Below are 13,114 nucleotides of genomic sequence, written 5' to 3' on the forward strand. Positions count from 1 at the left end.
GAACTGAACATGATCCGGTCGGCGCGGCCGATCAGGTATTCGGCGGGCAGGAAGCCAACGCCGTTCGGTCGTTTGAAGCGGCTGTCCTGGCTGTTGTCTCGGTTGTCGCCCATGAAGAAGTATTCCCCTTCCGGCACGGTGAAGAGCGCAGTGTTGTCGCCGCCGCCTTCATCCGTGATGTTCAGGATATCATGAGGCACACCACCCGGAAGGGTTTCGGTGAACCGTTCCTTGATGCAATTGCCGCCGGGACCGACCGGATAATTGGCGCAGCGCGGGACATTGCCCTGCGAGCCCTGCGGCGCCATCAGTTCCTCGAACGTACCGGCGGGGGTTTGCGGCACTTCCTGACCATTGAGCCACAGCACCCCGTCCTTCATCTGCACCGTGTCGCCGGGCAAACCGACCAGGCGCTTGATGAAATCGGCGCCGGTCGAAGGGTGGCGGAAGACGACGACATCGCCGCGTTCCGGTTCGGCCGACCAGAGGCGCCCGGTGATCGGGCAGGCCGAGAAGGGGCAGGAATATTTCGAATAGCCATAGGCCATCTTGTTGACGAAGACGAAATCGCCGATCAGCAGCGTATCCTTCATCGAGCCCGAGGGGATCCAGAACGGCTGGTAAAAGACCGTGCGGAACACGCCCGCAATCAGAAGCGCATAGACCACCGTCTTGATCGTCTCGACGATCCCGTCCTTTGCCGTGCCGCTCATGTTTTGTCCTGCCCCGTTCCTGCTTTGGCGCTACATGAGCGTGCGGGGCCGGGGAGTCAAGTTTTTGCGGGGTCAGCGACGATCCTGGACTGAATTCCACATCCGAGTCCATATTTCCAGATGCTGTACGTGGCACTGAATGGACGCGAACCGCGCGCAGATGACATTGAAGTTTGCGACGGCGGCCCACAGGAAACATTCGGCCACCTGTCGCAATGCTGTAGTTGCATCCCGTATAGCTACAGCGTTTCGCGTTTAACTTGAAACATCACTCATCACCTAACGTGTTGAAATCTTTCATTTCAGGCAGCGTTAGGTGATTCAAGTTTAACGCGAAACGAAATAATCGACGGTGGAGGATGAATCCCGGGGCAGGTCAAACCCTATGCGCCTCCCATTTCCCTTCGCCGGAAGGAGATAGCGGCGGGGATCAGTCCGGCCGCTTGGTCTTCTTCGCCTGTTTCACGACCTTGGAAAACGCCTTGCCGCGTCGTCGTTTTTCGGCGGCCGTGGCGGCATGGGCAGCGTCCTCGGCCTTCAGCTTTTTCCAGCGCTCCAGCCGCGCGGCATCGACCTGCCCCGCCACGATCGCCGCCTGAACCGCGCAACCGGGTTCCGGCCCGTGGGTACAGTCGCGGAAGCGGCATTCATCGGCCAGACCGGTGATCTCGGCAAAGGCCTCATCGATGCCATCGGCCATGTCGGTGAGCCTCAGTTCCCGCATGCCCGGCGTGTCGATCAGCCAGCCGCCGCCGGGGATCGCATGCATCTCGCGCGCGGTTGTGGTGTGGCGGCCCTTCATGTCGTCGGCGCGGACTTCGCCGGTCTCAAGATCAATGCCTGTCAGGGCCGAGGCGAGGGTCGATTTACCCACCCCGGACATGCCGAGAAAGGCCACCGTCTGGCCCGGCCCGCACCAGTCGCGGAGCGCCTCGACCGCCCCCGGCGCCGTGGCGTTCAGCAGAATCGCAGGCACAGCCGGGGCAATGGCGCGGAGCCGGTCGAGATAGGCTTCGGGGTCGTCGGTCTTGTCGGCCTTGGTGACGACGAAGACCGGGGGGATACCGCCCGCATGGGCCAGCGCAAGATAGCGTTCCAGCCGCGCCTCGTTGAATTCCTCGGTGCAGGAAGTGGTCAGAAAGACCGTATCGACATTCGCGACGATCAGCTGTTCACGCGAAGCGTCGCCAGCGGCACGACGGAAAATCCTTGTTTTCCGGTCCATTAACCGCTCTGCCCGGCCCGTTTCGGCATCGGCAAGAACCCAGTCACCGACCGCGACATCACCCGCCGAAAGACCGGGCGGCAGGGTGAGGAGAAGCGCGCCATCTTCAGACAGGGCGGTCAGCCGGTCACGGTGAACGCCGGTGACGCGGGCTGGTTTCAGGCTCTCCAGCTCATCCGCATCAAGCTGGCGCAGAAAGTCTGCCGACCACCCGAGATCGGCAAGTGTGTGTGTATTCAAGGTCAATGTTCTGCCCTCTTGGCAAACCCATATTTCTGCCTGTCAGCGCTTGCTGCAGGCGGGGAATGTCGGGATGGGCGGGGCAGATCCCTGGTCTCAGACGGCCCCGGCCCGGAGGAAAACAAGCTCTGTCATGTTCAACTCCTTTGCCGGTAAGAGACCGTGGGTGAGAGGCTGGACAACGACCCAAGCGGGGCTCGTTACGGCTGCTTCCTTCCGGACCTGACCGGGTTGGCGAGGCGCTCGCCCGCGCCAACCTCTCGATTTCGGATATAGACCCTGCAAGGCGGATTCGCAAGGCGGAGCCCGGTCGGCATTGTGTCGGCCCGGCGTCGGCAAAACGTATGGCAGAACCGCACGTCCGGTTTGCCCGCCGTTTACCGCTTTCTGCGAGGCTGATCCGCGCCGAAAGGAGCCCGGAAGATGACCGACACCGCCGCCGCACAGACCGCCGGACCGCCGCGCCGCTTTGCCCAGACCCGCACCGCCCGGTTGGCACGCGCCCGGCTGGCACGCCATCTTCAGGGCTTTGGAGATGATGAGGGGCTGTGGTGGCGGGTGCAGGAACGCGTGCCAGAAGCCTGGGCCACGGTCGAGGAGGATCTGGACTGCGAGGAAGAGAAGGTGAAGATCACCCTGCGCCTCGATGCCAGCGTCGCAAAGCTTTTCCGCGCCATGGGTAAAGGCTATCAGGCGCGGATCAACCATATCCTGACCACATATGCCCAGATGCGGATGGGCGAGATCGACCGTCAGGCGCGGGCGCTTGACACGGTGATGACCGAATTCGGCGTCGTCCAGTCCGAGGAGGCGCGGCAGACCTACCTGTCGCTGCGCGATACTGAGGGGCTGTTCGATGCCGACAGCCGCGCGTTTCTGGATGCCGCGTTCGGGGTCCGAAGTCGCGCCGGATGACGCAAGACCTGACACAACGTGACGCGGGAGAGCCCGCTTCACCCGGTAGCAAGTGCGATGCGCGCCGGACGAAAGAGCGCAGCCGCGATTATCTGTAACGTCCCGAGAGCCACATTCGGTTCTGGTGCAGAAGCTTTCTTAGGAAAGCTTCCGCTCCACTTCCTCACGCTCGAAGATTTCGATGACATCGCCGGGGCGGATATCTTCGTAATTCTCGAACGCCATGCCGCATTCCTGGCCGGACTGGACCTCTTTGACCTCGTCCTTGAAGCGCTTCAGCGTCTTCAGCGTGCCTTCGTGGATCACCACATCGTCGCGCAGAAGGCGCACACCGGCCGAGCGGCGGGCGACACCTTCGGTGACCAGACAGCCCGCAACCTTGCCGACGCCGGAGACCTTGAAGACCTCCTTGATCGATGCATAGCCGATGAAGGTTTCGCGGATCTCGGCCGACAACAGGCCCGAAGCGGCCGCTTTCACATCATCCACAAGGTCGTAGATGACCGAATAGTAGCGGATCTCGACGCCCTTCTGGTTCGCGGCAGCCCGCGCCGGGGCGTTGGCCCGGACGTTGAAGCCGATGACCGGCGACTGGCTGGCTTCGGCCAGACCGACATCGGATTCCGTGATCGCGCCGACACCGTAATGCAGCACCCGGACCCGAACCTCGTCGTTGCCGATCTTTTCCATGGCCTGAATGATCGCCTCGGCCGAACCCTGCACATCCGCCTTGACGACGATTGGCAGTTCCGAGACGTTCTTGTCTTCCTTGGCCTTGGCCATCAGCTGTTCGAGCGTCGTCGCAGCACCCGCCGCGGCGCGTTTGTCCTTGGCGGCCTTTTCGCGGTAATCGGCGATTTCGCGGGCCTGCGCCTCGGTCTCGACGACGTTCAGAACGTCGCCGGCCTCGGGTGTGCCATTGAGACCGAGCACCTCGACCGGAACCGACGGCCCGGCTTCGGAAACGCGCTCGCCCTGATCGTTGATCAGCGCGCGGACCTTGCCCCATTGTTCGCCGACGACAAAGATATCGCCCTGACGCAGCGTACCGTGCTGCACCAGAACCGTGGCAACAGGGCCGCGGCCGACATCCAGCTTGGCTTCGATCACGGCACCCATTGCGGCGCGGTTCGGGTTGGCCTTCAGTTCCAGAATCTCGGCCTGCAGCGCGATGGCTTCCAGAAGCTGATCGAGCCCCTTGCCGGTCGTCGCCGAAACCTCGACATCCTGCACTTCGCCCGACATCGCCTCGACCACAACTTCGTGCTGCAGAAGGTCCGTGCGCACCTTCTGCGGATTGGCAGCAGGTTTGTCGCATTTGTTTATGGCGACGATCATCGGCACCTTGGCGGCCTTGGCGTGGTTGATCGCCTCGATCGTCTGCGGCATGACCGCATCGTCCGCGGCAACGACCAGTACCACGATGTCAGTGACCTGCGCACCGCGTGCGCGCATCGAAGTAAAGGCGGCGTGGCCCGGCGTATCGAGGAACGACAGAACCGCACCCGATTCGGTCGTCACCTGATAGGCGCCGATATGCTGGGTAATGCCACCGGCTTCGCCCGAAACCACGTTGGTCTTGCGAATCGCGTCAAGAAGCGAGGTTTTGCCGTGATCGACGTGGCCCATGATCGTGATGATCGGTGGGCGGGGCTTCAGATCTTCGTCCTTGTCCTGGATCGCATCAATGACCTGTTCGACATCGGCGTCCGAAACGCGCACGACCTTGTGGCCGAATTCCTCGATGATCAACTCGGCGGTATCGGCATCGATTGCCTGGTTCATGCTGACCATCATGCCCATGTTCATCAGCGATTTGACGACATCGGCGGCCCGCTCGGCCATACGGTTGGCGAGTTCCTGAACGACAATTGTTTCCGGCAGTTGCACATCGCGCACCTGCTTTTCGGCGCGCTGACCAAGCCCGAGAGCTTTCTGCCGGGCGCGTTCCTGCTTTCGCTTCATCGCAGCCATCGAGCGCTGGCGTCCACCACCACCCGAAAGCGCTTCGGACAGGGTCAGCTTGCCCGACCGACGGCCGTCATCGCGGCCAGCCTTGCCGCGTGCATCCTTGTCGGCGGCACCACCGCGATTATCCCGTTCCCGGTCGGTCTTGCGCGGCCCGGACGTGGTAACGCCTTTGGTTTCGGCCCGTGCTGCCGCTGCCTGCGCAGCCGCCTGATCGACGGCCGCCGGTTTGGCGGCGGGTTTCTTGATCTCTTCCTTGCGCGCGGCGCGGGTTTCGGCCTCCTGCACCTTGCGGGCTTCTTCCTCGGCCTTGGCCTTCAGAGCCTCCTCGCGCTCGCGATCCTCGCGTTCCTTGGCTTCCGCTTCGGCCCGGCGACGCTCGCGATCTTCCTCGCGCTGGCGCTCTTCCTTGGCACGGGTTTCAGCCTCTTCGGCTTCGCGCGCCTTGGCGGCCTGAAGCGCCTTTAGTCGGCGCTCCATTTCGGCATCCGAAATCCCGGCCGGACGGCGCGAAGGATCGCCGGCACTCGCCGCACCGCCGCCGGAAGATGCAGGTGCACCCGGCTTCGGCACGACAACGCGCTTGCGCTTCGTCTCGACGACGACGCTCTTCGTGCGGCCATGGGAAAAGCTCTGCTTCACCTGACCGGAACGCCCGCCCCCGAGGCCGAGGGGTTTTTTACCGTCTGTTTCGCTCATGCCGACTTTGCATCCTTCCCGGCGGACGTCCCGCCGTCATTCTTTCTCAGACCAGAAAGCTTTGCCGCTTCCTCTACAACACGATTACTCAATCCGCCAGCACCGAGCGCGCCATGTATCACACTATCGCGCCCAAAGGCCAGACCGAGCTCGGACGAGGTCAGGCAGCCGAACCAGCGCCCGCCTTCGGGGGTCCAGAGCTTGCCCTTGCCGCGTTCCGACCCGTCCGAGGCCTGCAACAGAACCTTGGCCTTGCCATCGGCCAGCCAGCCCTTCACCTTCTCAAATCCGGCGACCGCGCGCCCTGACTTGCGGGTCAGTGAAATAAGATCGACCACCCGCCGTGCCAAGCCCGTCTCGACCATATCGGCCAGATTTTCGGAGGCTGTGACCTGCGCCTTCGCGGCACGCGAGAACAGCCCCTTTTTCACCGCCTTGGCGATCGTATCGCGATCCGCGGTGACCCACATGCCCCGGCCCGGCAGTTTTTCGGCAAGATCGGGAAAGACCTGACCTTCGGGCGAGACGACAAAACGGACAAGCCCCGCCTTGGGCTGCACGTCACCGGTGACGATGCAGCGCCGCTCTGCGGGCTCTTGCCTATCCTTGTCGCGTCCCCCTCGGGTCATATGCGATCCTCCCAAGGCCCATATCAGGCCTCGGCCCCCTCTTCGGTTTCTTCACCCTCTTCCGCCTCGGCCTCAAGTTCGGTCGGATCGACCCAGCCAAGCTGAATACGGGCGGTCATGACGAGCGTCTGGGCCTCTTCCAGGCTCATGTCGAACTTTTCAAGGATACCGTCATCCTTGACCCGCTCGCCATTCACCGTGGTCCAGCCACCGGCCAGTTCCCAGTCCGCACAGGTTGCGAAGTCCTCGATGGTCTTCACCCCGTCATTGGCCAGGGCCTCGATCATCTGGGGCGTCAGGCCTTCGAAATTGACCAGGCTGTCCTCGATACCCAGCGCACGGGCATTTTCCAGCGCCTTGCGGTTCTGTTCCTCGATCACGTCGCGGGCGCGGGCCTGAAGCTCCTCTGCGGTGCTTTCATCCACGCCTTCGATCGACAGCAGTTCGTCGAGTTCGATATAGGCGACCTCTTCCAGGCTGGTGAAGCCTTCCGAGACCAGAAGCTGGGCAAAGAATTCGTCCAGATCCAGCGCATCGACAAAGAGCTTGGTCCGTTCGGCGAATTCCGCCTGACGCCGCTGGCTTTCTTCCTCTTCGGTCAGGATGTCGATATCGAGACCGGTCAGTTGCGAGGCAAGCCGCACGTTCTGACCGCGACGGCCGATAGCCAGCGACAATTGCTCATCGGGTACAACGACCTCGATCTTGCCGGCCTCTTCGTCGATGACGACCTTGGCGACCTCGGCGGGCTGCAGCGCGTTCACCAGGAACGTCGCCTGATCTTCATTCCACGGAATGATGTCGATCTTTTCGCCCTGAAGTTCGTTCACGACGGCCTGAACGCGGGAGCCGCGCATACCGACGCAGGCACCCACGGGGTCGATGGATCCGTCATACGAAATAACGCCGATCTTGGCGCGGCTGCCCGGGTCACGGGCGACGGCCTTGATCTCGATGATGCCATCATAGATTTCCGGCACTTCCATCTTGAACAGTTCCGCCATGAACTGCGGATCGGTGCGCGACAGGAAGACCTGCGGGCCACGGGCCTCGCGGCGAACATCCTTGATGTAGCAGCGGATACGGTCGTTCGGGCGATAGCTTTCGCGGCCGATCTTCTCATTCCGGCGCAGAACGGCTTCGCCGCGACCGATATCGACGATGATATTGCCGTATTCCTCGCGCTTGACGATACCGTTGATGATCGTCCCGGCGCGGTCCTTGAATTCCTCGAACTGACGATCCCGTTCAGCTTCGCGCACCTTCTGCAGGATGACCTGCTTGGCAGATTGCGCCGCGATCCGGCCAAGTTCGACCGGCGGCACTTCGTCGATGATCTCATCGCCGACCGTGGGGGCGTCCAGATATTGCTTGGCCTGCGCCACGGTCAGTTCAGCCTGATAATTCTCGACCGCATCATCCTCGACCACCGTGCGAACCCGGGTAAAGGTCGCGCGGCCGGTCTTTCGGTCGATCGAGACGCGGATATCCATCTCGGCGCCGTAGCGCGACTTCGCCGCACGGGCGAGGCTTTCTTCCATCGCTTCTATGACCAGACCGGGGTCGATCATCTTCTCGCGCGCGACCGCCTCGGCGGTTTGCAACAGCTCAAGCTGGTTGGCAGAGGTAATCGCCATTCATTCCTCCTCGGAAGTCTCTTCTTCGATTGAGTCAAACGCGGCTTCGTCGACCTTTTCAGTGGCCTTCTTCTGCCGCAGCATTTCGGTGATCAGCTCATCCGTCAGGACAAGTTTCGCGTCGGCCAGCCAGTCGAACTGAAGGCCGATCGTGCCTTCGTCGATCTCGACCAGAACTTCATCGCCCTCGGTCCCCGCGATCAGCCCCTTGAAGCGCTTGCGCCCGTCGATCATCTCGCTGGTCTCGATCTTGACCTCATAGCCTTTCCAGGCGTCGAAATCCTTCAGCCGGGTCAGCGGCCGGTCAATGCCGGGCGAGGATACTTCAAGCGTGTATTGATCCTCGATCGGGTCTTCGACGTCGAGCACTGCCGAAACCGCGACCGAGATTTTCCCGCAATCGTCCACGTCGATCCCGCCTTCGGACTTGTCGGCCATGATCTGCAGGGTCTTGTAGACCCCGCCCATCAGACGAATGCGCACAAGCTCATAGCCCAGACCTTCGATGGTCGGGGTCACGATCTCGGCCAGGCGCCGGTCAATGGCGGTTTTCGCGATAAGGTCAGACATCAGGCTCTTCAGACAACAAAAAACGGGCTCAGCGGCCCGTCGATCTTTCCCGGTGGGCGGTGAGTTTGGACCCCACAGCCGCGCTGTTGAAAGCGATATAGGGGAAGGCGGATGAGTCTGCAAGCGGAAGTGTCAAAGCGGGGCAAAGGCGGTTCCTGGCCGCGAATGCCCCCGGCCCGGCCAAGGGGCCACCCGGCAGAGCAGCTCAGGCAAGGCCGCGATCTTTCCGCCCTGTCACTCGTAGACGCGCTGGTCGTCGATCACCTTGCCATCATTGGGCAGGCTGCCGGGCGGCACGATCTCGACCCGGCCCTTCATTTTCAGGGCCGAAACAACTGATCCTTCATAGCGGGAGCCTTCGCCGTCCGGCGCTTCTATCCGCACGGTCATCACATCCATCTCGCCCTCACGCGTGGCGATCACCCTCGCGCGGGCAACCTCGGCATGACGGGCGACAAGGTCGGCAACCTGTTCGGGCCGGACGAACATGCCCTTGATCTTGGTCGTCTGATCGGCGCGTCCCATCCAGCCCCTGATCCGCATATTGGTGCGGCCGCAGGGCGACGGCCCCGGCAGGACCGCCGACAGATCCCCAGTCGCGAAACGGATCAGCGGGTAATCGGGATTGAGAGTGGTCACCACGATCTCGCCCACCTCGCCTTCGGGCACAGGATCGCCGGTGCCGGGGCGGACAATCTCGACGATCACGCCCTCATCGACGATCATCCCCTCCATCGCGGCACTTTCATAGGCGATGTTGCCAAGGTCGGCGGTCGCGTAGCATTGCAGGCAGGCGATGCCCCGGTCGGCATATTCAGCGCGCAAGGACGGAAAGAGCGCCCCGCCCCCAACCGCCGCCCGGGTTATTTTCAGCGCCTCGCCCATCTCATCCGCACGGTCGAGGATCACCTTCAGGTAATCCGGCGTCCCGGCATAGGCGGTGGTGCCGATATCGGCGGCCGCACGGACCTGAAGATCAGTCTGGCCGGTCCCGGCGGGCAGGACCTTGGCCCCCACAGCCCGGGCGCCGTTTTCGAAAATCATGCCGGCAGGGGTCAGGTGATAGCCAAAGCAGTTCTGCACGATGTCATCCGCGCCGATACCGCATGCATTCAGAAACCGGCCCATCCGCCACCAATCATGCGAAACCCCGCCAGGTTCATAGATCGGACCGGGCGACTGGAAGATGTGAGCGACATTGGCGGTCAGGATGCCGCCGAAGGGCGGCGTCTCTTTCTGCCAGGCGACCAGATCGGACTTGCGCAGAACGGGCAGGGCAGCAAGACCAGTAAGATCGGCAAGCGGCTTGCCGTCGATCCGGCAGGCGCCCGGCACCGCCGCCATACGCGCCATCTGCCCGTTCAGGGCAGAAAGCTGCGCGGTCGCGCGCTCATCGGCAGAGCGGGTTTCAAGGGCGTCGAAATAGTCCATGCTCTGATCCCTCATCACGCCAGCCACCGCTTGCGGCGGCGATAACTCCGCACGTCACGGAAGGACTTGCGGCCCTCATCCGACATGCCGAGGTAAAATTCCTTCACATCCGGGTTTTCGCGCAGCTCCTGCGCAGGGCCGTCCATCACCACGCGCCCGCTTTCCAGGATGTAGCCGTAATGGGCGTAGCGAAGGGCGACATTGGTGTTCTGCTCGGCCAGAAGGATGGTCACGCCCTCCTTTTCATTCACCGCCTTCACGATTTCAAAGATCTGTTCGACAAGCTGCGGCGCGAGACCCATCGAAGGTTCGTCCAGCAGCACCATTTCGGGCTTCGACATCAGCGCGCGGCCAATGGCGCACATCTGCTGCTCGCCGCCAGAGGTATAACCTGCCTGCGATTTGCGGCGTTCCTTCAGGCGCGGGAAGTAAGAATAGACCATGTCGAGATCGGCAGCGACCTGACCCTTATCGGCACGGGTATAGGCGCCGGTCAGAAGGTTTTCTTCCACCGTCAGGTGTTCGAAGCAGTGCCGCCCCTCCATCACCTGAATGACCCCCTTCTTCACCAGCGCCGAAGGATCGAGCGATTGCACCTTCTCGCCGCGATAGAGGATGGTGCCCTTGGTCACCTCGCCGCGCTCGGAATGCAGCAGGTTGGAAATGGCCTTGAGCGTCGTCGTCTTGCCCGCGCCATTGCCGCCCAGAAGGGCTGTGATACCGCCCTTGGGAACATTGAGGCTGACGCCCTTCAGGACGAGGATCACATGGTTGTAGATCACCTCGATATTGTTGACCTCCAACAGGGTCTCGGTCTTTCCGGCGTCGAGCATTGTGCGACCTTTCCATCCGTCACCACGCAGCCCCGGACCCCGATCCGGGGCCTCTCGGGGGGCGGGGGCGGCCCGAAGGCCGCACCCCGGTGTCAGAGCCCCCGGATCGCGTCCGGGGCAGATCCCGGATCACGTCCGGGATGACCGGTGAACGCCGGTCAGTTGCAGCGCTCGGCGATATTGTTTTCCGCCGCGAAGGCCGAGCTGTCTTCCATCACCAAGGGCGTCAGCACCTCATCATCCGGCGCGATAAAGCCGGTGATCAGGCTCCACTTCTTGGCCGTGGCATCCCATTGCTGGATCATCGCGGCACCCGGGCCACCATGGTCTTCGCAAGAGACCGTGAAGGGTTGGCCGAAGTTCGGCAGACCGATTTCGGCCATCCGCGCCTCGGTAATGTCCAGCGCCTCGAACCCGTCGCGCATCTGTGCGGCATTGATCGCCGAGACACCCGCCAGTTCCTGCGCCTTGCGCGCGGCCTCGGCGATCATCGCAGCCGCGTACATGCCGCGCGAGTAGAGCACCGAACCAACCTGATCGCCCGCGCCTGCAGACTTGCCCGCGTCGTAGACATATTGCTTGAGGTCGGTATAGACCGGATAGTCCATCCCCGTCCCATGCATGGCCAGCGACTTGTAGCCGTTGGCACCATCACCGGCAGGCAGCACGTCATTTTCAGACCCCGACCACCAGACGCCGATGAAGTTCTCCATCGGGAAGCGGATATTGGCGGCTTCCTGAATGGCAACGGCGTTCATGACACCCCAACCCCACATCAGCACGTAATCCGGCTTGTCGCGGCGGATCTGCAGCCATTGCGACTTCTGTTCCTGCCCGGGATGGTCGACGGGCACTTCCATCAGCTCATAGCCATGCTTCGTCGCCAGTTCCTGCAGCGTGCGGATCGGTTCCTTGCCATAGGCCGAGTTGTGATAGACCAGCGCGATCTTCTTGCCCGACAGGTCGCCGCCGTTTTCATCCAGCAGATACTTGATCGCCACCGAGGCGCCGTCCCAGTAATTGGCCGGGAAGTTGAAGACGTTTGAGAAGATCTTGCCATTCGCGGCCGAGGTGCGGCCATAGCCCGGCGTGTAAAGCGGGATGCCATCCTGCGTCACCTTCGGGATCAGCTGATAGGTGATGCCGGTCGAGAGCGGGTTGTAGACGAGCGCGCCGGAGCCCTTGGTGGCCTCGTAGCATTCAACACCCTTTTCGGTGTTATAGGCGGTCTCGCACTCGGTGATCACCACCTTCTCGCCGCCGATGCCGCCGTCACGTTCATTGAGAAGCGTGAAGTAGTCGGCGAAGCCATCCGCGTAAGGAATGCCACCCGGCGCATAGGGGCCAGTCCGGTAGCTGAGCGAGGGGATGTTCAGATCCGCCATCGCCGGGGTCGCCACCGCCACAATGGCCGCTGCGGCCAGGGTTGCAAAGCTCTTCTTCATATTCTTCCTCCCAAGGGTTTCTGGTTAGCGGTTCGCCGGCCTTCCTGCCGGTCTTTTCAGGCGTTTGCCGTGGCAAACGCCCCTATTGGGCGGCCCCTCAATGCGGGAAGGGCCAAAGCCGGAGTTTCTCTTTCGCCAGCCGCCAGAGCTGGTTCAGCCCATGCGGCTCTACGATCAGAAAGCCGACGATCAGACCGCCGACGATGATCAGTTCGATATGCGCGGCAAGGTCCGTGGCCCAGCCAAGCTGGCCGACAAGGACGTTCTTCAGAAGGACCGGCAGCAGCACCATGAAGGCAGCCCCCGCGAATGACCCGAAGATCGACCCGAGGCCGCCAATGATGATCATGAAGAGGATGAGGAACGACTTCTGGATGCCAAACGCCTCGCCCACCTCGGCCGCCCCCAGATAGACCGCGAAGAACAAAGCCCCCGCCACGCCGATATAGAAGGACGAGATGGCGAAGGCGGAAAGCTTCGTCGTCAGCGGGTTCACCCCGATGATCTCGGCCGCGATATCCATGTCGCGGATCGCCATCCAGCGCCGTCCGACAGACCCGCGCGTCAGGTTGCGAGCAATCCACGCCAGAAGCACAAGGATGACGAGACAGAAAAGGTACTTAGCCCATGCATGGGTATTCGGCCCGGTCACGATATAGCCCAGTACCGTGCGTTCAGGGCTGCTGATCTGGCCGGAAGCTGAGTAGTTGTAGAACCACGGCACCTTGTTGAACAACCAGACCAGAAAGAACTGCGCGGCCAGTGTCGCTACCGCTAAGTAGAATCCCTTTATGCGCAGACTGGGCAGA

General features: G+C 62.3%; 11 protein-coding genes and 1 other RNA gene. 1 reads left to right on the top strand and 11 read right to left on the bottom strand.

The window, feature by feature from the left end; translation table 11 throughout:
- From lepB to ffs, 3 genes are all read right to left on the bottom strand, one after another.
- Nucleotides 1–713, bottom strand: a 713-nt coding sequence (lepB, locus tag WBB85_RS06110; protein WP_432637743.1) for a signal peptidase I, incomplete at its 3' end; no start/stop codon positions are given.
- A gap of 430 nt (nucleotides 714–1,143) precedes the next feature.
- Complete coding sequence (gene rsgA / locus WBB85_RS06115) at nucleotides 1,144–2,178, bottom strand: ribosome small subunit-dependent GTPase A (protein ID WP_432637744.1); 1,035 nt, start codon at nucleotides 2,176–2,178, stop codon at nucleotides 1,144–1,146.
- 165 nt (nucleotides 2,179–2,343) lie between these two features.
- Nucleotides 2,344–2,440: signal recognition particle sRNA small type (gene ffs / locus WBB85_RS06120), an RNA gene on the bottom strand.
- A 161-nt stretch (nucleotides 2,441–2,601) separates the two neighbouring features.
- Between ffs and WBB85_RS06125 the strand changes: the two genes are divergently transcribed.
- Complete coding sequence (locus WBB85_RS06125; protein WP_432637745.1) at nucleotides 2,602–3,093, top strand: BrnA antitoxin family protein; 492 nt, start codon at nucleotides 2,602–2,604, stop codon at nucleotides 3,091–3,093.
- 138 nt (nucleotides 3,094–3,231) lie between these two features.
- Here WBB85_RS06125 and infB read toward each other — a convergent pair whose 3' ends face one another.
- The 8 genes from infB to WBB85_RS06165 form a co-directional block, all read right to left on the bottom strand.
- Nucleotides 3,232–5,760, bottom strand: a complete 2,529-nt coding sequence (gene infB, locus WBB85_RS06130; RefSeq protein WP_432637746.1) for a translation initiation factor IF-2 — start codon at nucleotides 5,758–5,760, stop codon at nucleotides 3,232–3,234.
- Complete coding sequence (locus WBB85_RS06135) at nucleotides 5,757–6,389, bottom strand: RNA-binding protein (protein ID WP_432637747.1); 633 nt, start codon at nucleotides 6,387–6,389, stop codon at nucleotides 5,757–5,759. The genes infB and WBB85_RS06135 overlap by 4 nt, the downstream gene beginning before the upstream one ends.
- Before the next feature lie 23 nt (nucleotides 6,390–6,412).
- Complete coding sequence (gene nusA, locus WBB85_RS06140) at nucleotides 6,413–8,026, bottom strand: transcription termination factor NusA (protein WP_432637748.1); 1,614 nt, start codon at nucleotides 8,024–8,026, stop codon at nucleotides 6,413–6,415.
- Nucleotides 8,027–8,596 carry a ribosome maturation factor RimP gene (gene rimP, locus WBB85_RS06145; RefSeq protein ID WP_432637749.1) on the bottom strand — a complete coding sequence of 190 codons (570 nt, stop codon included), beginning with the start codon at nucleotides 8,594–8,596 and terminating at the stop codon, nucleotides 8,027–8,029.
- Between the two features lie 234 nt (nucleotides 8,597–8,830).
- Nucleotides 8,831–10,027, bottom strand: a complete 1,197-nt coding sequence (locus WBB85_RS06150; protein WP_432637750.1) for a phenylacetate--CoA ligase family protein — start codon at nucleotides 10,025–10,027, stop codon at nucleotides 8,831–8,833.
- Between the two features lie 14 nt (nucleotides 10,028–10,041).
- A complete protein-coding gene (locus WBB85_RS06155; RefSeq protein WP_432637751.1) occupies nucleotides 10,042–10,860 on the bottom strand; it encodes an ABC transporter ATP-binding protein in 819 nt (272 codons plus the stop codon).
- 158 nt (nucleotides 10,861–11,018) lie between these two features.
- On the bottom strand, nucleotides 11,019–12,305 hold the full coding sequence (locus tag WBB85_RS06160; protein ID WP_432637752.1) for an ABC transporter substrate-binding protein: 1,287 nt from the start codon (nucleotides 12,303–12,305) through the stop codon (nucleotides 11,019–11,021).
- Between the two features lie 97 nt (nucleotides 12,306–12,402).
- On the bottom strand, nucleotides 12,403–13,114 hold a 712-nt coding region (locus tag WBB85_RS06165), incomplete at its 5' end, for a branched-chain amino acid ABC transporter permease (protein WP_432637753.1).

This window comes from Albidovulum sp. (assembly GCF_049646345.1).
Lineage (GTDB): Bacteria > Pseudomonadota > Alphaproteobacteria > Rhodobacterales > Rhodobacteraceae > Albidovulum.

Excerpts from the sequence above, each read along its gene's own strand:
- nusA (WP_432637748.1), bottom strand. The coding sequence starts at position 8,026 with ATGGCGATTACCTCTGCCAACCAGCTTGAGCTGTTGCAAACCGCCGAG.
- WBB85_RS06150 (WP_432637750.1), bottom strand. The coding sequence starts at position 10,027 with ATGGACTATTTCGACGCCCTTGAAACCCGCTCTGCCGATGAGCGCGCG.
- rimP (WP_432637749.1), bottom strand. The coding sequence starts at position 8,596 with ATGTCTGACCTTATCGCGAAAACCGCCATTGACCGGCGCCTGGCCGAG.
- WBB85_RS06160 (WP_432637752.1), bottom strand. The coding sequence starts at position 12,305 with ATGAAGAAGAGCTTTGCAACCCTGGCCGCAGCGGCCATTGTGGCGGTG.
- WBB85_RS06135 (WP_432637747.1), bottom strand. The coding sequence starts at position 6,389 with ATGACCCGAGGGGGACGCGACAAGGATAGGCAAGAGCCCGCAGAGCGG.
- infB (WP_432637746.1), bottom strand. The coding sequence starts at position 5,760 with ATGAGCGAAACAGACGGTAAAAAACCCCTCGGCCTCGGGGGCGGGCGT.
- WBB85_RS06125 (WP_432637745.1), top strand. The coding sequence starts at position 2,602 with ATGACCGACACCGCCGCCGCACAGACCGCCGGACCGCCGCGCCGCTTT.
- WBB85_RS06155 (WP_432637751.1), bottom strand. The coding sequence starts at position 10,860 with ATGCTCGACGCCGGAAAGACCGAGACCCTGTTGGAGGTCAACAATATC.